The organism is Micromonospora terminaliae (genome assembly GCF_009671205.1).
GTDB classification, from domain to species: domain Bacteria; phylum Actinomycetota; class Actinomycetes; order Mycobacteriales; family Micromonosporaceae; genus Micromonospora; species Micromonospora terminaliae.
The window spans coordinates 1,706,229-1,726,814 of record NZ_CP045309.1; the positions used below are offsets into that span (position 1 = coordinate 1,706,229).

General features: G+C 71.8%; 22 protein-coding genes. 8 read left to right on the plus strand and 14 right to left on the minus strand.

Annotation, left to right across the window (positions count from 1 at the left end; genetic code table 11):
• The first annotated feature begins 15 nt into the window (after positions 1–15).
• Complete coding sequence (locus tag GCE86_RS31965) at positions 16–138, plus strand: YciI family protein (protein ID WP_239543051.1); 123 nt, start codon at positions 16–18, stop codon at positions 136–138.
• Here GCE86_RS31965 and GCE86_RS07715 read toward each other — a convergent pair.
• Positions 108–815, minus strand: a complete 708-nt coding sequence (locus tag GCE86_RS07715; RefSeq protein WP_244317224.1) for a maleylpyruvate isomerase N-terminal domain-containing protein — start codon at positions 813–815, stop codon at positions 108–110. The genes GCE86_RS31965 and GCE86_RS07715 overlap by 31 nt on opposite strands.
• Before the next feature lie 66 nt (positions 816–881).
• Between GCE86_RS07715 and GCE86_RS07720 the strand changes: the two genes are divergently transcribed.
• Both GCE86_RS07720 and GCE86_RS07725 read left to right on the plus strand, forming a co-directional pair.
• Positions 882–1,835 (plus strand): helix-turn-helix domain-containing protein, encoded by a 954-nt coding sequence (locus tag GCE86_RS07720; protein ID WP_204342862.1) that lies wholly within the window; start codon positions 882–884, stop codon positions 1,833–1,835.
• Between the two features lie 66 nt (positions 1,836–1,901).
• Positions 1,902–2,483, plus strand: coding sequence for a dihydrofolate reductase family protein (locus GCE86_RS07725; protein WP_154226299.1), 582 nt, complete (start codon positions 1,902–1,904; stop codon positions 2,481–2,483).
• An 85-nt stretch (positions 2,484–2,568) separates the two neighbouring features.
• Here GCE86_RS07725 and GCE86_RS07730 read toward each other — a convergent pair whose 3' ends face one another.
• The 8 genes from GCE86_RS07730 to GCE86_RS07765 form a co-directional block, all read right to left on the minus strand.
• On the minus strand, positions 2,569–3,270 hold the full coding sequence (locus tag GCE86_RS07730) for a hypothetical protein (RefSeq protein WP_154226300.1): 702 nt from the start codon (positions 3,268–3,270) through the stop codon (positions 2,569–2,571).
• A gap of 126 nt (positions 3,271–3,396) precedes the next feature.
• On the minus strand, positions 3,397–4,488 hold the full coding sequence (locus GCE86_RS07735) for a glycerate kinase (protein WP_154226301.1): 1,092 nt from the start codon (positions 4,486–4,488) through the stop codon (positions 3,397–3,399).
• Positions 4,488–5,330, minus strand: a complete 843-nt coding sequence (locus tag GCE86_RS07740; RefSeq protein ID WP_167537031.1) for a sugar phosphate isomerase/epimerase family protein — start codon at positions 5,328–5,330, stop codon at positions 4,488–4,490. The genes GCE86_RS07735 and GCE86_RS07740 overlap by 1 nt, the downstream gene beginning before the upstream one ends.
• Positions 5,327–6,490 carry a dihydrodipicolinate synthase family protein gene (locus GCE86_RS07745; protein WP_154226302.1) on the minus strand — a complete coding sequence of 388 codons (1,164 nt, stop codon included), beginning with the start codon at positions 6,488–6,490 and terminating at the stop codon, positions 5,327–5,329. Before GCE86_RS07745 ends, GCE86_RS07740 begins: the two co-directional genes overlap by 4 nt.
• On the minus strand, positions 6,487–7,638 hold the full coding sequence (locus GCE86_RS07750; RefSeq protein WP_154226303.1) for a Gfo/Idh/MocA family protein: 1,152 nt from the start codon (positions 7,636–7,638) through the stop codon (positions 6,487–6,489). Before GCE86_RS07750 ends, GCE86_RS07745 begins: the two co-directional genes overlap by 4 nt.
• Positions 7,639–7,657: 19 nt before the next feature.
• Positions 7,658–8,479, minus strand: coding sequence for an ABC transporter ATP-binding protein (locus GCE86_RS07755; RefSeq protein WP_154226304.1), 822 nt, complete (start codon positions 8,477–8,479; stop codon positions 7,658–7,660).
• A 5-nt stretch (positions 8,480–8,484) separates the two neighbouring features.
• Positions 8,485–9,501, minus strand: coding sequence for an ABC transporter substrate-binding protein (locus tag GCE86_RS07760; RefSeq protein ID WP_154226305.1), 1,017 nt, complete (start codon positions 9,499–9,501; stop codon positions 8,485–8,487).
• A gap of 16 nt (positions 9,502–9,517) precedes the next feature.
• A complete protein-coding gene (locus GCE86_RS07765) occupies positions 9,518–10,399 on the minus strand; it encodes an ABC transporter permease (protein ID WP_154226306.1) in 882 nt (293 codons plus the stop codon).
• A 229-nt stretch (positions 10,400–10,628) separates the two neighbouring features.
• On the opposite strand from GCE86_RS07765, the gene GCE86_RS07770 reads away from it, so the two are divergent.
• The 3 genes from GCE86_RS07770 (at position 10,629) to GCE86_RS07780 (ending at position 13,632) form a co-directional block, all read left to right on the plus strand.
• Entirely contained in the window at positions 10,629–11,627 is a 999-nt protein-coding gene (locus GCE86_RS07770) for a LacI family DNA-binding transcriptional regulator (protein WP_244317225.1), read from the plus strand.
• Complete coding sequence (locus tag GCE86_RS07775; RefSeq protein WP_154226308.1) at positions 11,624–12,778, plus strand: mandelate racemase/muconate lactonizing enzyme family protein; 1,155 nt, start codon at positions 11,624–11,626, stop codon at positions 12,776–12,778. The genes GCE86_RS07770 and GCE86_RS07775 overlap by 4 nt, the downstream gene beginning before the upstream one ends.
• A gap of 65 nt (positions 12,779–12,843) precedes the next feature.
• Positions 12,844–13,632, plus strand: coding sequence for an SDR family oxidoreductase (locus tag GCE86_RS07780; protein ID WP_154226309.1), 789 nt, complete (start codon positions 12,844–12,846; stop codon positions 13,630–13,632).
• A gap of 56 nt (positions 13,633–13,688) precedes the next feature.
• Here the strand turns inward: GCE86_RS07780 and GCE86_RS07785 are convergent, their stop codons facing one another.
• The 3 genes from GCE86_RS07785 to GCE86_RS07795 are packed head-to-tail and all read right to left on the minus strand — an operon-like array spanning position 13,689 to position 15,058.
• Positions 13,689–14,261, minus strand: coding sequence for a TIGR03086 family metal-binding protein (locus GCE86_RS07785; RefSeq protein WP_154226310.1), 573 nt, complete (start codon positions 14,259–14,261; stop codon positions 13,689–13,691).
• Positions 14,248–14,730 carry an SRPBCC family protein gene (locus tag GCE86_RS07790; protein WP_154226311.1) on the minus strand — a complete coding sequence of 161 codons (483 nt, stop codon included), beginning with the start codon at positions 14,728–14,730 and terminating at the stop codon, positions 14,248–14,250. Before GCE86_RS07790 ends, GCE86_RS07785 begins: the two co-directional genes overlap by 14 nt.
• A complete protein-coding gene (locus GCE86_RS07795) occupies positions 14,663–15,058 on the minus strand; it encodes an ArsR/SmtB family transcription factor (RefSeq protein ID WP_154226312.1) in 396 nt (131 codons plus the stop codon). The genes GCE86_RS07790 and GCE86_RS07795 overlap by 68 nt, the downstream gene beginning before the upstream one ends.
• 131 nt (positions 15,059–15,189) lie before the next feature.
• Between GCE86_RS07795 and ggt the strand changes: the two genes are divergently transcribed.
• Both ggt and GCE86_RS07805 read left to right on the plus strand, forming a co-directional pair.
• Positions 15,190–16,992 (plus strand): gamma-glutamyltransferase, encoded by a 1,803-nt coding sequence (ggt, locus tag GCE86_RS07800; protein ID WP_154226313.1) that lies wholly within the window; start codon positions 15,190–15,192, stop codon positions 16,990–16,992.
• 167 nt (positions 16,993–17,159) lie between these two features.
• Positions 17,160–17,747 (plus strand): dihydrofolate reductase family protein, encoded by a 588-nt coding sequence (locus tag GCE86_RS07805; protein WP_154226314.1) that lies wholly within the window; start codon positions 17,160–17,162, stop codon positions 17,745–17,747.
• A gap of 28 nt (positions 17,748–17,775) precedes the next feature.
• Here the strand turns inward: GCE86_RS07805 and GCE86_RS07810 are convergent, their stop codons facing one another.
• Together GCE86_RS07810 and GCE86_RS07815 are read right to left on the minus strand one after the other, a co-directional pair.
• Entirely contained in the window at positions 17,776–18,648 is an 873-nt protein-coding gene (locus tag GCE86_RS07810; RefSeq protein WP_154226315.1) for an LLM class F420-dependent oxidoreductase, read from the minus strand.
• A 52-nt stretch (positions 18,649–18,700) separates the two neighbouring features.
• A complete protein-coding gene (locus GCE86_RS07815; protein ID WP_154226316.1) occupies positions 18,701–20,188 on the minus strand; it encodes a purine-cytosine permease family protein in 1,488 nt (495 codons plus the stop codon).
• Between the last annotated feature and the right edge of the window lie 398 nt (positions 20,189–20,586).

The window sequence follows — 20,586 nt, forward strand, 5'->3', positions numbered from 1 at the left end:
GCGAGGATGCGGGCCATGCAGTTCTTCTGCTACCACCGCGACCGGGGCGGCTCGATGTCACTGCGCCGCGAGTTGCTGGAGGCGCACCGGTCCTACATGGATCGTTGTTACACGGACGGATCCCAGGCGATGAGCTGATCGAAGATGCGACGGTCGCCTTCGAGCTTCAAAGAATCCAGCGGTATGCGGCCGTAGAACATCAGGACCAGGTCACTGGCCGTGCCCCGGGCGGAGGCGTCGGCCTTCTCCGGTTCCTCGCCGACACCGGGCTCGCCGAGGCGGGCGACCCGTGCCCCGTCGCGGGACAGCCGCAGGCGCCAGGCGCGGCCCTCGGTGGCGTGGTAATCGACGACGGCGGGTTGGTGTGGCCAGGCGACCGTCGTTGCGCAGAGGGTGAACTGGCAGTCGTCGAAACCGTCGAGGGCGACCTCGTCTGGTAGCGGTTGCGGGGCACCCACGGTGAGCTGGGCGTCGTAGGTGTACACCGCGATCTCGGGGACCTGTCGCCGCGCCCAGGCACCGGAGGTTTGCGGTGACGGCGAGTCACCCCACCACGTCCAACAACCGCGATCCGGGCCGGCCTCACGCAGCGTGCTCGTCAGTAGCTCGATGGACTCGGTCCACCAGGTCAGCAGTGCCTCGCGTTCCCGAGGCGCACCCGTGCCGTCGTCCCAGGCCGACTTCTCCGGGGGCGCGTCCGCAGGCCCCGCGGCGACGATGGCGGCTGATTTGCGGCGGGCCATACCCACGTGTCGGACGAGGTCGAACAGCGTCCGCTCGGGGAAAGCATGCGGATCGCTGGTCACCACCGGCACGTCGAGGCTGGGCGCCGCGGCGACCGCGGCGCGGAAGGCGGTCGACCGTTCCTCAATGAGCTGCAGATGATCAGAGAACGTCAAGGTCTTGTGCACTCCGGCTTTCTACCAGTGTGCTCCGATGACCGGACAGCGACTTTCGCAGCCGGCGCGGCTGATGGCGTCTGCGATGCTGTGGACGTGCAGTACGTGTCCAGAGTGCCGCGACCGCCGCTGGACGGGCTGATCGACGATCTTTACTACCTGGAAGGCGCGCCGCCGTACGCCCGGCTGACGCTGCCGCCGATGCCGGCCGCGTTGCTCATCGTCAACCTCGGGGCGCCGTTCCGGATCCGCGCCGGCACCGACATCGAGACGGCCGAGTACGCCGACGGCTGCGTGGTCACCACGCCCACCCGCGCGTTGGAGTTCGGCTACCCACTCCGGACCCGGTCGGTCGGCGTGCACGTCAAGCCGTGGGGGCTGGCGCCGTTCCTGCCGATGCCGGTGGCCGAGCTGTGTGACCGGCCGGTGACGGTGGAGCAGGTGTGGGGCCGGCCCGCCGTTGCTGAGCTGCGAGACCGGCTGGCCACGGCGGACGGACCCCACGAGATGCTGACGGTGCTCGAGGACGAGCTGATGCGACGGCTGTGTGAGACCGCCGGCCTGGGGCTGGTTGGCCACACCAGCAGCGTCATCGCGGCGGCCGGCGGGGCCGTGGCGATCGGTGACCTGAGCGTGGCAGCCGGTGTCAGCGGCACTCATCTGGCGCAGCGGTTCAAGGAGCTCATCGGCGTCACCCCGAAGCGGCTGGCCCGCACCTACCGTTTCGCCGCCACCGTGTTCGCGATCGATCCCGCTGGACCGATCGACTGGGGCGACCTCGCCGGTGGCGCAGGCTACTTCGACCAGGCCCACTTCGGCCACGAGTTCCGGTCGTTCACCGGGCTCACGCCGACCCGCTACGTCGAAATCCGGCGGCGGTTCCTGCGCGAACATCCCGGCCACGTGCTGGACGGCTGGCCGCTGCCGGCCGATTGATTTCTTACAAGAGCGACAGCTCACCACACGCTAGCTTGGGGGCACCTTCAGGCAGAGGAGAGCCCCGTGGGCAAGGTGGTCATGTACAGCTCGGTGTCGGTGGACGGCTTCGTCGCGGACGAGAACGACCAGCCCGGACCGCTGTTCGACTGGTTGTCCAGCGGTGACGTCCCGTTGGACGAGAGCGGCGAGCTGAAGGTGTCGCAGACGTCCTACGACTACACCCGGCCGTACTGGGACCAGATCGGGGTGACAGTCGTCGGCCGCCACGTCTTCGACATGACGGACGGCTGGGACGGGAAGCCTCCGGGCGGGGTCGACCAGGTCGTCGTCGTGACCCACCGGGGCAGGCCCGAGGGCTGGCACCCCGAAGCGCCGTTCCACTTCGTCGACGGCGTCGAGGCGGCCGTGGCCAAGGCGCAGGAGCTTGCGGGTGACCGCGTGGTCGAGGTCGCCGCTGGCGACGTCGGTGGCCAGGTGCTCGCCGCGGGCCTGGTCGACGAGGTGCGCATGGACGTCGTACCCGTCGTGTTCGGGTCCGGCAAGCGCTACTTCGGGTCGGTCGACGCGCAGCACGTGCTGGAGGATCCCGACGCGGTGATTCGCGGCAACCGGGTGCTTCACGTGCGCTATCGGGTGCGCCGCTGACCGCTCTGGGCGGGTACGTGAAGAAGTCCACCGCGAACGGTGAGCACCACGTCCGCGTCGGCGAGCGCGTCGCCCAACCTCTCCGTCACTGCCACGGAACCTCGTGGTACGTCACCGTCGAAACGATCATGATCAGGTGCCGTTGTCCCCGCAGGGGACCGTTCCAGAGGGAGTCGACGTCGACTGGGCGGTCGTCCTGGAACACCACCGGCCACCGGAGTTCCAGGGGAGCGGCGCTTGGCCTCGGGTCGCTCGCCTGTGACCACGCGATGTGGAGCCGTCCGTCGTACCCTGGCGCGACATAGATCGAGTCCGGTGGGCCCAACAGCTGGCCGCCGTCAATCTCGCCGTTGCCGGCGGAAGGGGTCCGGACACCGTCCCGCCTCGCGTCGATGAGCGTCATCAGGCCGGCCTTCTTCGCCCCCGCGTGCACCTGACGCACCACATCGGGCAGCTCTCCCCGGACGCCGAAGTACCTGGTCTCATGCCGGGTGCAGCGAAGCCGGTAGGGGTCGTGCGGGAAGGAGCCGTTGGTGTCGCCCGCGTGGCAGGTGTCGGACGTCGACGTCGCGACCGGCCTCAACGCCGGTGTCTGCTCGACCAGGCGGGCGATGATCCCGTTGAGCTGGGAGGCAGCCGACGCGCTCGCGTCCCTGACGGCCCTGGTGTTGGCCTCCCGGCGGACGTCCTCCGGCGTCGAACCCAACTCACACGTGGGGAGCATGAGTGCCAGGACCAGAGCGGTAGCCAAGCTGAGCCGGCGTCGAGATTCCATGATCACGAGCATGCGGGCTCGCGGCGTCGGGCGGATGAGCCGCCGTACTCATCCTGCGGTGAGCAGCCAGGACTGGGACGCCCTCGTGGCCGCCGTGGTGACGCACACCGCCTGACCATGCCGAGTTCGGGCGGGGACTCAGGTGGACAGCCGGCCGGCCAGCAGGGCGCCGGCCTCGGTGAGCCACCGCCCGGGGTCACCGAGCGCCGCGTCGACCGACCCGGCAAGCTCCACGAGGGACACCGCTGCCGACACCGAACCGGGCACCGGTCCGGCGACCTGCCCGGCGGCCACCGCGACGCGGACCCCGGCGGCCGCGGCCGAGTCCAGCAGCGAACCGACCACCTTGCCGGTCAGCGAGGTCTCGTCGAACCGTCCCTCACCGGTGAGCACCACGTCCGCGGCGGCTAGCGCGCCGGGCAGCCCCACCAGGCCGGCGATGGTCGTCGCGCCCGGCACGATGGTGGCCCCCCACACGGCGGCCAGCCCGTACGCGGTGCCACCCGCCGCGCCGGCGCCCGGCTCGTCGGGATCGCCGCCGGCCAGCCCGGCGAACCGGCGCAGCGCGGTGTCCAGCAGCGTCACCTCCGCCGGCTGCGCGCCCTTCTGCGGCCCGAAGACGGCGGCGGCGCCGGCCGGGCCGGTCAGCGGCGCGGTCACATCGACCAGCAGCCGCACGCCGCCGGGCGGCGCGGGCCGTAGGTCGGTGGTGTCGATGCCGGCGAGGCCGGCCAGGGCGGCGCCGCCGAGCGGCAGGTCACGGCCGAGGTCGTCGTGCAGGCGCAGCCCGAGGGCGCGCAGCGCGCCGGTGCCGCCGTCGGTCGACGCGGAGCCGCCGAGGCCGACGACGAGGCGGGTGGCCCCGGCGTCGAGGGCGGCCCGCGCCACGGCGCCGAGCCCGTAGGTGTGCGCGCCGAGCGGGTCGGGGGAGGCCATGAGCGGCAGCCCGCTGGAGCGGGCCAGTTCCAGCACCGCGGTCCGGTCCGGCAGCAGCAGCCAGGCGGCGCTGACCGGCCGGCCGTCGGGCCCGGGCACGGTCACCGTGCGGCGTTCGGCGTCGGGCCGGGCGGCGGCGAAGGCGTCCAGGGTGCCCTCGCCGCCGTCAGCCAGGGGGACCAGCCGTACGTCGTCGCCCGGCCGCCGCGCCAGCCAGCCGCGGGCCAGGGCGCGCGCCGCCTCGTCGGCGGTGGCGGAGCCCTTGAACGAGTCGGGGGCGACGACGACCCGCATCAGTCGGCGAGCACGAGCTGGAGGTAACGGTCCTTCATGGTGGCGAGGACCTCGTCGGGGTCGGTCGCCCACACCTCGGCGTTGAAGATCTCCACCTCGGTGTCCCCGGTGTAGCCGGCCTCCTCGACGGCCCGCCGGAACGGCGGGAAGTCGATGTGCCCGTCGCCCATCATGCCGCGGCCGAGCAGCACGTCGGCGGGCAGCGGGGTGAGGAAGTCGCAGACCTGGAAACTGGCGATGCGGTCACCGGCCCGGGCGATCTGCCGCCAGACGTCCGGGTCCCACCAGATGTGGAAGGTGTCCACGACGACCCCCACCTGCGTGACCGGGAACGGTTCGGCCAGGTCGAGCGCCTGCCCGAGAGTCGACAGCACCGCACGGTCGGCGCAGTACATGGGGTGCAGCGGCTCCAGGGCCAGCCGCACACCCCGCTCGCCCGCGTACGGGGCCAGCTCGGCGAGGGCGTCGGCCACCCGCTGGCGGGCGCCGATGAGGTCCCGGGAGCCGGGCGGCAGGCCGCCGACGACCATGACGAGGCAGTCCGTGCCCAGCCCGGCGGCCTCGTCGATGGCGCGCCGGTTGTCCTCCAGCGCGGCCCGGCCGGCCTCGCCGCCGGCGGTGAGGAAGCCGCCCCGGCACAGCGACGACACCCGCAGCCCCGCGTCGGCGACGAGCTTCGCGGCGGTCGCCACCCCGATCTCGGCGACCGGCTCGCGCCACAGCCCGATGGCCGGGATGCCGGCGCGGACGCAGCCCTCGACGGCCTCCCGTGCCGACCACGACTCGGTGGTGCGCTGGTTCAGCGACAGCTTCGCCAGCCGTGGGTCGATGCCGGCGCTCACGCCGACACCCCGGCCACCGACAGGTAGCGGCGCATCCGCGCCACGGCCAGGTCCGGGTCCAGCAGCAGCCCGGCTGCGTCGGCGAGCCGGAACACCGCCACGAGGTGCGGCACGCTGCGCCCGCTGTGCAGCCCGCCCACCATGGTGAAGCCGGGCTGGAAGCCGTTGAGCCAGGACAGGAACGCGATGCCGGTCTTGTAGTACTGGGTCGGCGGGGCGAAGACGTGCCGGGACAGCGGCACCGTCGGGTCCAGGATCGCCCGGAAGCCGGCCACGTCACCGGCGTCGAGGCGCTGCAGCGCGGCCGACGCGGCCGGCGCGATGGCCGCGAACGCGCCGAGCAGCGCGTGGCTGGACCGCCGGCCGTCGCCGGCGATCAGCTCCGGGTAGTGGTAGTCGTCGCCCGTGTACACCTTCACGGCGGGCGGCAGCAGCTCGCGCAGCCGCACCTCCCGCTCGGCGTCGAGCAGCGACACCTTCACCCCGTCGATCCGGTCGGCGTGCGCCTGCACCAGCGACACGAACGTCTTGGTCGCCTCGTCGAGGTCGGTCGACCCCCAGTAGCCGGTGAGGGCCGGGTCGAACATGTCGCCGAGCCAGTGCAGCACCACGGGCGTGGACGTCTCCCGCAGCACCTGCTCGTAGACGCTCAGGTAGTCGTCCGGCCCGGTGGCCAGCGCGGCGAGTTGCCGGCTGGCCATCACCACCGGGGTCGCGCCGCACCCCTGCACGAAGGCGACCTGCTCGGCGTACGCGCCGACGACCTCGTCCAGGGTGTCCGGCAGGCCGGTGAGCTGGTCGGTGGCCGCGCCGGCGACGATGCGCCCGCCGCAGGCGGCGGCCTCGGCGGCGCTGCGCCGGATCAGCTCCCGGGTGGCCGCCCAGTCCAGCCCCATACCGCGCTGGGCGGTGTCCATCGCCTCGGCGACGCCGAGGCCCCAGGACCAGAGGTTGCGCCGCACGTTCAGGGTGGCGTCCCAGTCCAGCCGGGCGGGCCGGCCCGGTGCGTTGTCGGCGTGCGGGTCGGCGACGACGTGCGCCGCCGCGTACGCGATCCGGCTGGCCGGCGGGGTGGCCGGCCGCCGCCAGCCGGCCGGCTCGCGCAGGGTCAGCTCCTCGGCGCCGCCGTCGGCGCGCGGGAGGGTGATGCGGGCGGTCACAGGCGGATCTCCTCGATCTCGACCCGCCGCCCCTCACGCGCCGAGAGCAGCCCGGCCTCGGCGAGCTGGACGCCGCGGGCGCCGGCCAGGAAGTCCCACGGGAACGGCTCGTCGTCGACGACGTGCCGCAGGAACGCCTCCCACTGCACCTTGAACCCGTTGTCGAAGTCCTCGTTGTCGGGGACGGTCTGCCACTGGGCGCGGAAGGGCTCGGTGACCGGGAGGTCCGGGTTCCACACCGGCATGGGGGTGGCGCCGCGGTGCTGGATGCGGCACTCGCGCAGCCCGGCCACGGCGCTGCCGTGGGTGCCGTCGACCTGGAACTCCACCAGCTCGTCCCGGTAGACCCGGACCGCCCAGGAGGAGTTGATCTGCGCGGTGATGCCGCCGGCCAGCTCGAAGATGCCGTACGCGGCGTCGTCGGCGGTGGCCCGGTAGGTCTGGCCGGTCTCGTCCACCCGCTCGGGGATGTGCGTGGCGATGTGCGCGGTCACCGCGGTGACCGGGGCGAAGATCTGCTCCAGCACGTAGTGCCAGTGCGGGAACATGTCCACCGTGATGCCGCCGCCGTCCTCGGCGCGGTAGTTCCAGCTCGGCCGCTGCGCGTCCTGCCAGTCACCCTCGAACACCCAGTAGCCGAACTCGCCGCGCACCGACAGGATCCGGCCGAAGAAGCCGCTGTCGACCAGCCGCTTGAGCTTGCGCAGGCCGGGCAGGAACAGCTTGTCCTGCACGACACCGTTCTTGACGCCCCGGGCCACGGCGAGCCGGGCCAGCTCCAGCGAGCCGGTCAGCCCCTCGGCCAGCGGCTTCTCCGTGTAGATATGCTTGCCGGCCTCGATGGCCGCCCGGATGGCCTTCTCCCGCTGCGCGGTGACCTGCGCGTCGAAGTAGATCTGGTACGAGTCGTCGGCGAGCGCGGCGTCCAGGTCGGTCGTGTACGACGTCAGGCCGTGCCGGGCGGCGATCTCGGCGAGCTTGGCCTCGTTGCGGCCGACCAGGGTCAGCTCGGGCCAGATGCGGCTGCCGTCGCGGGCGGGCAGGCCGCCCTGCTCGCGGATGGCGAGCAGGGACCGGACCAGGTGCTGCCGGTACCCCATCCGGCCGGTCACCCCGTTGAGGATGATCCCGATTGACGTGCGCTCCACGTGTGTGTCCTTCCAGTGGTTATTCGGCGGTCGTCGTCGCACCCAGCAGGTCCCGGATGCGTCCCGTGGCGCGGGCGAACTCCGGCGCCGACATGGTCTGGCCGTAGTCCCGCTCGACGGGGAGGTCGACATCGATGACCTCGGCGACGGTGCCGGGTCGAGGGGTCATGACGATCACCCGGTTGGCCAGGTAGACCGCCTCGGCGATGGAGTGCGTGACCAGCAGGACGGTGGTGCCGGTCTCCCGCCAGATCCGCCGCAGTTCGACGTTCATCTGCTCGCGGGTGAGGGCGTCGAGCGCACCGAACGGCTCGTCCATGAGCAGCACCGGGGGGCGGTGCAGCAGCGCGCGGCACAGGGCCACGCGCTGCTGCATGCCACCGGACAGCTCGTTCGGGTACGCGTCCTCGAAGCCGGTCAACCCGGTCATGGCGATCAGCTCGTCGGCGCGCTGGCGTGCCTGCGCCTTCGGCATGCCCCGCATCTCGGCCTGGAGCAGGATGTTGCGCCGGGCCGTGCGCCACTCCAGGAGGGCGGCGCGCTGGAAGACGTACCCGATGTCGCGCCGCGGCCCCCGCACGTCCTCGCCATGCAGGCGGACCTGGCCGGACGACGGCCGCAGCAGGCCGGACACCAGCTTGAGCAGCGTGGACTTGCCGCAGCCGGAGGCGCCGACGATGGCCACGAACTCGCCCGGCTCGATCCGCAGCGAGACGTCGCGCAGCGCCGTGACGTCCTTCTTCTTCGTGCGGAACCGGACCGCGACCTCGTCGATGTCGACCGCGGCGCCGGTCGCCGTGGCGTCCGCGGAGCGCTGCGTGGTGGTGTTGCCGACCGTCATCAGAATCAACCCTTCGGAGCGAAGCTCGCGTCCCAGTACTTCGACGGCGACTCGGCCTTGGTGATCACACCGGCGTCGGCGAAGACGGTGATGGTCTTCTGCCAGTCGGCCTCGTCGTTGACGCCCGGGGCCTGCCCCTTCGTGGCGTCGGTGTGCAGCAGCTGCAGCGTCGCGTTGAACTGGTCGGTCAGCACCTTCTCCGACGGCAGCTGCTGGGACGCGCCCTGCATCGCCGCGACCGCGCCGGCCGCGTCCTTCTCAGCGGCGGACCAGGACTCGCTGCTGGCGGCGACCATCCGCTTGACCAGGTCCTGCTTGTTCTTGATGGTGTCGCCGGAGGCCAGCAGGCCGTTGCTGAAGAAGGTGAGGCCGTGCTCGGCGAACTTCAGGTACGAGACCTGCTTGCCGGCCTTCTCCTGCATGGTCGGGCCCTGGTCGGTGGCAAAGCCGAGCAGCGCGTCGGTCTTGCCCGACATGACCGCGGCCATCTTGCCGGCCGGGTCGGTGTTCTGCAGGGTCACGTCGGTGGCGGCCAGACCGTTGGCCTTGAGGAACGCCGGGAACGTCTTGCTGAGCGCGTCGCCGGCCGTGGACGCGATGGTCTTGCCCTTGAGGTCGGCGGGGGAGTTGATGTTCTTCTCGCTGAAGAACTGCACCGACGACGGGGTGGTCTGCAGGAAGACGCCGACGCTCTTGACGTCCATGCCCTGACCGACAGCCGAGAGCAGCGCCGGGGTGTCGGCCCAGCCGAAGTCGGTCTGCCCGGCGGCGGTGGCCTGGATCGTCTTCTGCGATCCCTGGCCGGCCTGGATGGTCAGGTCGATGCCGTGCTTGGCGAAGATCTCCTTCTTCTTGCCGTAGTAGAACGGCGCGTGCTCGCCGTACGGGTACCAGTTGAGGGTCAGGGTGACCTTGTCCAGGCCCTGGGCGTTCTTCTCCTGCTCGTCGGAGGACGAGCCGCAGGCGGTGGTGGCCAGAAGGAGTGCCGGCACGAGCGCGGCGGCGAGAGTACGCAACTTCATCCGAAGGTTCTCCTGTTCACAGCGTTGTGGTGGCAGCGTCGGTGCGGCGGCTGGCGTGCCAGGGCAGAACGAGGTACTCCAGCAGTTCCACGACGACGAAGAGGATCACGCCGAGCAGCGACATGATGATCAGCCCGGCGAAGAGGGTCGGGGTGTCGAGGTTGCCGTTGGCCTGCAGGATCACGTAGCCGAGGCCCTCGTTGGCGCCGACGAACTCACCGACGACCGCGCCGGTGACGGCCATGGTGGCGGCGACCTTCAGGCCGGCGAACAGGTGCGGCAGGGCGGCGGGGAACCGGATCTTCCGGAACGTCTGGGCCGGGCCCGCGCCCATGGTCGCCGACAGTTGCAGCATCTCCGGGTCGATGGACTTCAGGCCGGTGACCGTGGAGATGACGATGGGGAAGAAGGCCATCAGGACCGCGACGACGACCTTGGGCGAGAGCCCGAAGCCGAGCCACACGATGAACAGCGGCGCGATCGCGATCTTGGGGATGACCTGGGCGAACAGCAGCAGTGGGTAGAGGCTCTTCTCGACGGTGGGGGAGTAGACCATGACGACGGCGGAGAGCACGCCGACCACGATGGCGATGGCGAAGCCCAGCACCGTCTCGTAGGTGGTGATCCAGGTGTGGTGGGTGAAGTAGCCCGGCTGGGCGAGGACCACGTCCAGCGTCGTGCCGGGCGAGGGAACCAGGTAGGGCTTGACCAGCTCCGCGGCGGTGACCACCCACCAGACCAGCAGGATGGCCACGAGGACCGCGGCGGGGCGCCACGTGTTACGGGCGAACCGGAGCAGGCCGGCGCCCGCCCCGCCGGGGCGGCGGGTGGCCGACGCGGTGGCGCCGGCGGGAGCGGTGGTGCGCTCCGATTGCTCGATGGTGCTCTGCGCGGCCATGACCCTCCGTTCTCCCTGGCTGGCCGGCGGTTTCGCCGGGTGTCAGCCGCTGGGTAGGCGCGTGCCGTCGGCAGGGCCGGGGACCCCAGTGAGGGCGGGGAAGCGGCCCTGAATGCGCTTTCAGTAAGCGCTTTCAGGGTGCTACGGTAACCACGCCGAAATAATCCGGTCAAGAACTTCCGCAGGGGGAAATCCGATGCAGCCACGGGCGCACGTGACCTTGGAAGACGTGGCCAGAGCCGCCGACGTCTCGCTGGCCACGGCCTCCCGGGCCCTCAACGGCATGCGCGTCACCCCGCAACTGCGCGACCGGGTCCTCGCCGCCGCCGAGAAGCTCGCCTACACGCCCAACGCGCACGCCCGCGCCCTCGCCGGCGCCTCGCACCGCACCGTCGGCGTCATCTGCCACGACGTCACCGACCCCTACTTCGCCGCCGTCGCGGGCGGGGTCATGCGGGTCGCCGGGGCGAACGATCTGCTGGTCATGCTGGCCAGCACCTTCCGCGACCCGGAGCGCGAGATCGCGTACGTGTCGATGCTGCGCGCCGAGCGCGCCCCGGCCATCCTGCTGATCGGCTCCGGCTTCGAGGACGCCCGGTGGGAACGCGCCTTGGAGGCCGAGCTGAAGCCCTACCTGGACGGTGGCGGCCGGGTCGCCGTGGTCAGCCGGCACCGCAGCCTGAAGGTCGACAGCGTCCTGCCCGAGAACCGGGCCGGCGCCGCCGCCATGGCCCGCGCCCTGCTCGACCTCGGCCACCGCCGGTTCGCCGTCCTCTCCGGACCCCGCGCGCTCACCACGGTCGCCGACCGGCTCGGCGGTTTCCGGGAGGAACTGGCCAAGGCCGGCGTGGGCCTCGACCCGGCCGACATCGTCGAGGCGCCCTTCACCCGCGACGGCGGCTACGGCGCCATGACCGAGCTGCTCGCCCGGGGCTCGACGGCCACCTGCGTGTTCGCCCTGACCGACGTCATGGCCATCGGCGCCTGCGCGGCGCTACGCGACCAGGGCCTGTCCGTCCCGAACGACATCTCCGTCGCCGGCTTCGACGACATCCCCATCGTCCGCGACCTCACCCCGCCGCTCACCACGGTGGCGCTGCCGCTGCAGAGCCTCGGCGAGAAGGCCATGGAGCTGGCGCTCACCGAGAACAGCGGGCGCCGCCGCCGGCTCCTGCGGATGGGCGGCGAAGTCGTCCTGCGCGGCAGCACCGCGAAGGTGGGCTCGTGAACGCTCTCGCCGGCCTGACCATCGAGGCGGTCGACACGTACGCCGTCGCGCTGCCCACCGTCCGCTCGTTCGGCGTCTCCGGCGGCTCCGTCGCCGTCGCCGGCACGCCGAGCATCCGCGTGCTCGTCAAGGTCACCGCCGGTGGCGTCACCGGCTGGGGCGAGGCCACCCCCATCCCGGCCTGGACCTACGAGACCGCCGAATCCATCGTCACCACCATCGACCGGTACCTCGCCCCGGCCATCCTCGGCCGACCCGCCTGGGACCTCGACGGCGTCACCACCGCCTTCGACCGCGCCATCAACCGCGGCTTCACCATCGGCTCGCCGCTGGCCAAGAGTGCCGTCGACGTGGCCCTGCACGACCTGCTCGGCCGCGCTCTCGGCGTACCGGTCGGGATGCTCTGGGGGCAGCGCCGCCGGGAGACCATCGAGCTCGGCTGGATCGTCTCCGGGCAGACCGCCGACGAGGTCGCCGAGGCCGTCGCCGAGGGCCGCGACCTGGGCTACCGGGCGTTCAAGGTGAAGGTCGGCCTGCACAGCGAGGCCGAGGACGCCGCCGTGGTGCGGGCCGTCCGCGAGGCCGCGCCGGACGCGGCGCTGTGGGTGGACGCCAACCAGGGCTACACCGTGGACGGCGCGCTGCGGATGGCCCGCCGCCTGACCGACTACGACGTCACCGCGTTCGAGCAGCCGCTGCCCGCCAACGACGTGGCCGGACAGCGCCGGCTGCGGGAGAGCTCACCGATTCCCGTGGCGCTCGACGAGAGCCTGCGTCATCCGAGCGACCTGGCGACGTTCGTGAAGCTCGACGCGGTGGACGTGGCGATCGCCAAGGTGCAGCGCAGCGGCGGGCTGACGCTGTCCCGGCGGCTCTGCGCCCTGGCCGTGGACGCCGGGGTGCGGCTCATGGGCTCCGGGCTCACCGACTCCGACCTGGGGCTGGCCGCCTCGCTGCACCTGTTCGCCGCGTACGGCATCGACACCCCGGTCGACCTGAACGGCCGGCAGTTCCTCACCTCCTCCTACGCCACCGGGGCGACGGTCGAGATCAAGGAAGGTGTCGCACGCGTGCCGGCCGGGCCCGGGCTCGGCGTCGAGGTTGACGAGTCGGTGGTGCGGGAACTCGCCGTGGACGTGCTCGCCCGCTAGGCACCGGCCGGGCGACACCACACCGCCTTGACTTCGAGCGGGCTCCAAGTCCTAGCGTCTCCGCCATGAGTGCTTCCCACCCTGCGCAGCTCACCGGCCCCCGCGTGCGCGTGCTGGTGACGGGCGGGACGAGCGGACTGGGACTCGCCATGGCCACCGCTCTGGCCGAGGCGGGAGCCGCCGTGGCGTTGACCGGTCGGTCTGGTCCCCGCGCACAGGCCGTCGCGGCCGGCCTGCCGGGAGCGATGGGCGTCGAGTTGGATGTACGCGACGAGTCGTCGGTGACCAGGGCTGTCGGCGAGGCGTGGTCACGGCTGGACGGCATCGACATGCTGGTGAACAACGCCGGCATCGGCATGCGCACCGTCAACCCCCGCTTCATGACCGATCCGCGGGGCTTCTGGGAGGTGCCGGTCGACGGCTTCCGCGCCGTGGTGGAGACCAACCTGACCGGCTACTTCCTCCTGGCACGGGAGGTCACGCCGCGGATGCTGGCCGCCGGCGGCGGACGCATCGTCAACATCGCCGTGAGCACGTCGACCATGCACCGGGCCGGGTTCGTGCCCTACGGGCCGTCGCGCGCCGGCAGTGAGGCGTTGTCCCGGATCATGGCCGCCGACCTGCGGGACACCGGCGTCACCGTGAACCTCCTGCTGCCCGGGGGCGCGACCGTCACCGGGATGCTGCCTCCCGATGCCGTGCCCGCGGGCCAGGCGTTCCTGGACCCCGCCGTGATGGGCCCGCCCGTGGTCTGGCTGGCGTCCGACGACGCGTCCGGCGTGCATGACGAGCGCATCGTCGCCGCCGACTTCGCGAACTGGTTGCGGGACCGGACGACGGCGCGGCGGTCCTGACGGGCGTCGGCCGGCGGGGTCCGGGGCCGGCGGGGATCCGCCGGCCGGGGCTCGATTCAGGGCTTCGACCAGAACGGATCCCGGCCGATGAAGCCCAGCAGCCTGGTCTGGGCGTCCGCGTCCTCGGGCACCGCCACCCGCGGGCCGTACTGGCCGGAGGAGCGGATGACCTCCTCCATCTGCTCCATCCCAGGGAGGAGTTGGGCGCAGAACTCCGCGTCCAGCGCGTCGTCCTGGCCGGTGGCCCGGGCCAGATCCCAGGTGTGCATGAATACGTCGGTGGTGTAGAACCGGTCGATCGCGTCCGCCAGCGGCAGGCTGCCGAGGTGCGGGTTGGTGAGCTTCCGGTGCGCCGTCTCCGGATCGTCCAGCACCGCCTGCACGCCATCGACGTGAATCTGCCAGGCGGCGACTGGGTCGTCGTCCACGGACGGCCCCTGGGGCAGGTCGATGCCGGCGCCGGAGGCGAGGAACCCGGGGAACCATTCGGTGAGGTGGCGTACCACGTCGCGGGCGGTCCAACCGGCGACCGGAGCGGGCGCGTCCCACGATCGGGTGCCCCGGACCCGGTCGGTGAACACCCCGGCCACCTGCCGGTGCCGGTCGGCCGGGCGGTCAGACAGCGCCATCGATGATCATCCTCTCGAGCTTCGCGTATCCCTCGTTGACACCGACCTCCATGCCGCTGCGCAGCCACGCGTCGCGGCCTTCAAAGCTGTCGACCAGGGACTGGGTGCGCAGCCGCGTACGGCCGTCGCCCAGGTCCTCGAACCACAACGTCTCCAGCGCGACCCCGTCCGGCTCGCCCTCGAACGTGAAGGTCTGCACGATGCGGTCCGGCCGTACCTCGTGGAAGCAGCCGCGGAACCAGTACTCCGTGCCGTCGTGCACCGAGGCGTATCGCCAGCTGCCGCCGGTGGACGCGTCCCAGTGCTCGATCCGGGTGGCCATGGCATCGGGACCCACCCACCGGGCGAACAACGCCGGATCGGTGTGGGCGCGGAACAGCTGCTCGGGCCGTGCCGCGAAGTCACGACTCATCCGGATGACCGGCAGCCTCGGATCGGCTTCGATCGCGGTCTCCGTGATCCTGTCCATGTTCGTCTCCTTCCATCTGCGCCAGGACGGCGTCGAGGCGGCGGTAGCGCTGTTCGACGCGGCGCCGGTGGCGCTCGATCCAGGTGTCCACCAGGTCGAAGGCCCCGGACTCCAGGCGCACCGGCCGGGGCTGCGGCCCGCTCGGCCGGCTGACCAGCCCGGCGTCCTCGAGTACCCGCAGGTGCTTGTAGACCGCCTGCAGTGTCATCCGGTACGGCTCGGCCAGCTGGCTCACGGTCGCGTCGCTCTCGGAGAGCCGGGCCACCATGTCGCGCCGGGTCGGATCCGCGAGGGCGGCGAAGGCCCGGGACAGCGCATCCGTGGTCATCCACCCACCCTTTCAACCCGATGGTTTAAAAGACGGTAGGCGGCGGGCGGTCCGCCCGTCAACCCTCGGGTTGCCCGCCCGCGACCGGTGGAGTAGGCAGGAGGTTCACCCACGTCGATCTGGGAGGCCGGATGAGACCTCGGGCCCTCGTCACCGCGACCATCGCCCTGGCCACGCTCGTGGCCGGGACCGCCATACCCGCCCAGGCGAAGCCGGCTGGGCCGCCCAAGGAGCCGGTGGCCGTCGGCTACGGCGGAGCCGTGTCCACCGTGGATGCCACCGCCACGGCCGTCGGCCTGGACGTGCTGCGGCGCGGCGGCAACGCGGTCGACGCGGCGGTCGCCGCCGCGGCGACCCTCGGCGTCACCGAACCCTTCTCGGCCGGCATCGGCGGTGGTGGCTTCTTCGTCTACTACGACGCGAAGAGCCGGCGGGTGCACACCATCGACGGCCGCGAGGCCGGACCGGCCTCGATGAGCGAGACCACCTTCATCGACCCGGCCACCGGAGCGCCGTACCGGTTCGACGAAGCCCGGATCAGCGGGCTGTCCGTCGGCGTCCCGGGCACCCTGCTCACCTGGCAGGACGCGCTGGACCGCTGGGGCACCCGGTCGCTCGCGCAGGTGCTGAAGCCCGCCGCGCGGGTCGCCGAGGACGGCTTCCCCGTCGACGAGACCTTCGCCGGTCAGGTCGCCGGGAACCAGGCGGCGTTCGGCCAGTTCAGCTCGACCAGCGCGCTGTACCTGCCCGGCGGGCAGCCGCCGGCGGTCGGCAGCACCTTCCGCAACCCGGACCTCGCCGAGACGTACCGGCTGATCGCCAAGCGGGGCACCGACGTCCTCTACCGCGGCGAGGTCGGTCGCGACGTGGTCGCCACCGTGCAGCACCCGCCGGTGGCGGCGGACCCGGTCGGCTCGTGGCCCTACCCGATCCGCCCGGCCGGCATGACCGCCGCGGACCTCGCCGCGTACCGCACCCGCTTCCCCGAGCCGACCCGGTCGGACTACCGCGGCCTCGAGGTGTACGGCATGGCCACCCCGTCCAGCGGCGGCACGGCCGTGGGCGAGGCGCTCAACATCCTGGAGCAGTTCGACCTGCGGTCCATGACCGCGACCCAGGCGATGCACCGCTACCTGGAGGCCAGCGCCCTGTCGTTCGCCGACCGCAACCGGTACGTCGGCGACCACACTCCGCGGAACGTGCTTCGGGAGCTGCTCAGCGACGCGTACGCCAAGGAGCGGGCCTGCCTGATCGACCCGTCGGCGGCGCTGCCCAAGCCGGTCGCGCCCGGCGTACCCGACGGCACCTACGGCGGCTGCACGGCGGCGGCCGCCGCCGACGTCCGCGACGACCGCACCGGCACCACGAACCTGACCGTGGCCGACCGGTGGGGCAACGTCGTCGAGTACACGCTGACCATCGAGGCGACCGGCGGCAACGGCATGGTCGTGCCCGGCCGGGGATTCCTGCTCAACAACGAGCTGACCGACTTCAACTTCGCGCCCACCCAGGGCACCGCGACCGACCCGAACCTCCCAGGGCGGGGCAAGCGCCCGCGCAGCTCCATGGCACCCACCATCGTGCTGGCCGACGGCCGGCCGTTCCTGGCCGTCGGCTCGCCCGGCGGCGCGACGATCATCACCACCGTCCTGCAGATGCTGGTCAACCGGATCGACCGGGGCATGACGCTGCCGCAGGCCCTCGCCGCGCCTCGGGCGTCCCAGCGCAACGGCGCCAGCACCCAGGCGGAGCCGGCCTTCATCACCGGGTACGCCACCGGCCTCCCGCCGGGCCACACCTTCTCGTCCACCGCGGAGATCGGCGCGGCCACCGGTATCGAGTTCCTGGCGGACGGCCGGCTGGTCGCCGCGGCCGAGCCCGTACGCCGGGGCGGCGGCGCGGCGGCGGTCGTCGGCCGCTGGGGGCGTGACTGAGTACGGGGATCGCGGCGGCGGTTCCGGCCCAGCCGGAGCCGTCGCCGTGCCCCTGGCCGCAGGGCTGTGACCCGAACGCCTCAGCCGGTGTCGGGACCGCCGGGTCGGCTCCGACCACCTCCTGAGGGCACCGGACGGCGGCGCTCGGAGGACGGCGGAGGTCAGCGATGGGCAAGGTAGTGCTGGACGTGTCGATGTCCCTGGACGGGTTCGCGGCCGGACCGAACGTCCGCGAGGCAGAGCCGATGGGGGATGGCGGCGAACGCCTGCACGCATGGATGGCGGAGCAGGGACCACGCGGCGAGATCGATGCGGCGGTGCGCCGAGAAGTGGACGCGGCCGTCGGAGCGACGGTCATCGGGCGACGTACCTTCGATCTCGGCCTCGGGCCGTGGGGCGGCACCCCATGGCCCGGCGTCCCCAGCTTCGTGGTGACCCACCGGGCGAGGCAAAACCTGGTCGGCGACAACGGTGGGACGTTCGCCTTCGACGGGCTGCACGCCGCGGTGCGGCGCGCCAAGCAGGCCGCCGGACACAGGGACGTCCTGGTGCTCGGGGCCGATGTCGCCCGCCAGCTGCTCCGGGCGAACCTGCTCGACGAGGTACGCATCCACCTGATCCCACTCCTGCTGGGTGCGGGAACACCATTGTTCGCCGGCGAGCAGGCCGAGCTGATCCCGGAAGGAAAGCCGGTCACCGGAACCGTGACCCACCTACGCTTCCGGGTCGCACCAGGCCCCGGCCGCCTGTCCTAGGGTCGCAGGCGGCCGAGCCAGTAGTGGATCAGGCGAGTTCGGCGAGTCGCGCCGCGATCCGCTGCTCGGCCAGTTCCTGCGCGAACTCCACCGGGTGGCGGTCGGGCATCGTCTGCACCTCGGTCACGCCGAGCGCCGCGTATTCGGCCACCTCGGCCACGAACGCGTCGACGTCGGCCAGGGGCGGCCGCGTGACCAGCACCGTCTTGTCGATGCTGCCGTAGTCCCGGCCCTCGGCGGCACAGTGTTCCCGCAGCACGTCGAGCTTGCGCGCGACCTCCGCCGGGCTGTTGCCGAACACGTTGCAGGCGTCGGCGTAGCGGGCCACGAGCCGGAGGGTCTTCTTCTCGCCGCCGCCACCGATCATGATCGGGGGGTGCGGCCGGCTGATGGGCGCCGGCACATTCAGCGTCTCGGCCAACTGGTAGTGCCTGCCGTCGAACCGGCCGTTGTTGTCGCTCCACATCTGCAGGCAGATCTGCAACGTCTCCTCGAGCCGCTCGAAGCGCTCGCCGACCGGGATGACCGGCACGCCGAGGCCGCGCTGCTCACGGTCGTACCAGGAGGCGCCGATGCCGAGCCGGGCCCGCCCGCCGGAGAGCACGTCGAGCGTGGTGACGATCTTGGCGAGCAGGCCCGGATAGCGGTACATCACCCCGGTGACGAGGACGCCGAGCGTCATCTGCTCGGTCTTCGCAGCCAGGTAGCCCAGGGTGGTGTAGGCCTCGAGCATCGGCTCCTCGGCCGACGTCGTGAACTCCATCTGGAAGTAGTGGTCCATGACCGTGAGGGCCGAGATCCCGGCCTGCTCCGCGATCCGGGCGGTCTCCGCCAGCGCCCCGGCCATCTCCGAGGGGTCGGCGGGCGTGGAGAAGTTCCAGTAGTGCAGGCCGAGCTTCATCGCCCATCCTTCCGTCCCTGGGACAACTGGCATTACGCCGGGGCCTCCCGGGTCACGCGGTCCGTTCCTGCTCGCGGACGCGACGCCGACTGAGGAGCAGGTAGCCGAGGAACCCGATGGCGAAGGACACCGCCACCCCGAGGTTCGCGTACGCCCAGTCGCCGGTCCTGCCGCCGAGGCCCGTCGCCGACAGCAGGTAGCCCTGCCAGGACAGCCACGAGGCCAAGCTGTTCGTCACCAGTCCCCAGCCGACGGCGGTGCCGGCGACGACGAGTCCGGCCGCCGCCGCGCCGATCGAGCCGTATCGGCCTTCGGGCCGGTAGAGGTCCGCCTCCGTGTACGCCTGCCTGCGCAGCGCGAGGTCCGCGAGGAACACGCCGCACCAGCCGGCGATCGGCACGCCGAGGGTGATGAGGAAGCCCTGGAAGGGACCGATGAAGCTGTTGGCGATCCAGACGACGTAGATGGTGCCGAGGATCATCAGGACACCGTCGATGCTCGCCGCCACCCACCTCGGCACCCGCAGTCCGAGGGTGAGCAGCGCCAGGCCCGACGAGTAGATGTCCAGGACCGCGCCGCCGATGAGGCCGAGGATGGCGACGATCGCGAACGGTACGAGATACCAGGTAGGGACGAGCGCCGTCAGGGCACCGATGGGGTCCGCGGCGATCGCGCTGCTGAGCTGCTCGTCGGAGGCGGCGAGCAGCAGGCCGTAGACCACCAGGACCACGGGCGCCACGCTCGCCCCGAACGTGGTCCAGCCGACGACGCCTCGGCTCGACGCGCCGCGCGGCAGGTAGCGGGCGTAGTCGGCGCCGGAGTTGACCCAGCCGAGGCCGAAGCCGGTCATCGCGAAGATGAGAGTGCCGACGAACGCCTCGACGGACCCGCTCGGCACCGACGACACTGCGGCCCAGGAGACGTGGTCGGCGGTCAGTGCGAGGTAGCCGACGGTCAGGACGGCGGTGGCGGTGGTGATAATGCCCTGCAGGCGTATGATGGCGTCGAAGCCGAGGACCCCGGCGAGCACGACGATCAGGGCCACGACGAGGAACGCGACGACCTTGGTGAGGTTGCCGCTGCCCCAGCCCAGTCGGTCGAAGACGGTCGCCGTGGCGAGCGTGGCGAGGGCGCAGAGCACGGTCTCCCAGCCCACGAGCAGGACGTAGCTGATGGCCGCCGGCAACGCGTTGCCGCGTACGCCGAACGGGGCCCGGCTGAGGATCATCGTGGGCGCCGAGCCGCGCTTGCCGGCCAGCGACACGAAGCCGACGAGCAGGAACGACACGACGGTCCCGAGTACCCCGGCGAACGTCGCCTGCCAGAAGGAGACACCGAAGCCGAGGAAGAAGGAGCCGTAGCTGATACCCAGGACGGCGATGTTGGCGGCGCACCATGGCCAGAACAGGTCGCGGGGTCGGCCTTTGCGTTCCTCCTCCGCGATCACGTTGATGCCGTTGAGCTCGACGGGCAGGCCGGCCGGCCCGTTGGCGCCGGGCTTCGGGCCTTGACTCTCGGTGGGGCGGACCTCTGCGGTCATGGCTTCCTCGCGCAGTGGGCGGGTGCGACCCGGACGGGTCGATGACTGTGGACGGTACGGGCGATGACCAGTGTCCGGCTGGCGGGCCTGGATGAACAAGGGCCAGGGCGAGCACGATCGGCGGGATCCGGGCGCCGGTCCTGGATGCGACCGGATGACCATGAGTCGTGGCCGGCGGGTGAGGACGTTCGTCTAGGCGGAGCCGGCTGATGCAGGTCAATAAATAGACGGACACGTAGATCTTCAGTCGCTAGGGTTTGAGCTCAGTGCGGAACCGTCCGCGTGGAATTGAGGAGCACTGATGTCCAAGTCGTCGGCTGGAGCTTCCATTCGCCCCTTGGTGACCGCAGTCGCAGGCTTGTGACGCCGCTCGTGTAGCGAACTCAGCCCACATCCCG

Excerpts from the sequence above, each read along its gene's own strand:
- GCE86_RS31965 (WP_239543051.1), top strand. The coding sequence starts at position 16 with ATGCAGTTCTTCTGCTACCACCGCGACCGGGGCGGCTCGATGTCACTG.
- GCE86_RS07720 (WP_204342862.1), top strand. The coding sequence starts at position 882 with ATGATCAGAGAACGTCAAGGTCTTGTGCACTCCGGCTTTCTACCAGTG.
- GCE86_RS07730 (WP_154226300.1), bottom strand. The coding sequence starts at position 3,270 with ATGCTCGTGATCATGGAATCTCGACGCCGGCTCAGCTTGGCTACCGCT.
- GCE86_RS07735 (WP_154226301.1), bottom strand. The coding sequence starts at position 4,488 with ATGCGGGTCGTCGTCGCCCCCGACTCGTTCAAGGGCTCCGCCACCGCC.
- GCE86_RS07755 (WP_154226304.1), bottom strand. The coding sequence starts at position 8,479 with ATGACGGTCGGCAACACCACCACGCAGCGCTCCGCGGACGCCACGGCG.
- GCE86_RS07760 (WP_154226305.1), bottom strand. The coding sequence starts at position 9,501 with ATGAAGTTGCGTACTCTCGCCGCCGCGCTCGTGCCGGCACTCCTTCTG.
- GCE86_RS07765 (WP_154226306.1), bottom strand. The coding sequence starts at position 10,399 with ATGGCCGCGCAGAGCACCATCGAGCAATCGGAGCGCACCACCGCTCCC.
- GCE86_RS07780 (WP_154226309.1), top strand. The coding sequence starts at position 12,844 with ATGAGTGCTTCCCACCCTGCGCAGCTCACCGGCCCCCGCGTGCGCGTG.
- GCE86_RS07785 (WP_154226310.1), bottom strand. The coding sequence starts at position 14,261 with ATGGCGCTGTCTGACCGCCCGGCCGACCGGCACCGGCAGGTGGCCGGG.
- GCE86_RS07790 (WP_154226311.1), bottom strand. The coding sequence starts at position 14,730 with ATGGACAGGATCACGGAGACCGCGATCGAAGCCGATCCGAGGCTGCCG.
- GCE86_RS07795 (WP_154226312.1), bottom strand. The coding sequence starts at position 15,058 with ATGACCACGGATGCGCTGTCCCGGGCCTTCGCCGCCCTCGCGGATCCG.
- ggt (WP_154226313.1), top strand. The coding sequence starts at position 15,190 with ATGAGACCTCGGGCCCTCGTCACCGCGACCATCGCCCTGGCCACGCTC.
- GCE86_RS07805 (WP_154226314.1), top strand. The coding sequence starts at position 17,160 with ATGGGCAAGGTAGTGCTGGACGTGTCGATGTCCCTGGACGGGTTCGCG.
- GCE86_RS07810 (WP_154226315.1), bottom strand. The coding sequence starts at position 18,648 with ATGAAGCTCGGCCTGCACTACTGGAACTTCTCCACGCCCGCCGACCCC.
- GCE86_RS07815 (WP_154226316.1), bottom strand. The coding sequence starts at position 20,188 with ATGACCGCAGAGGTCCGCCCCACCGAGAGTCAAGGCCCGAAGCCCGGC.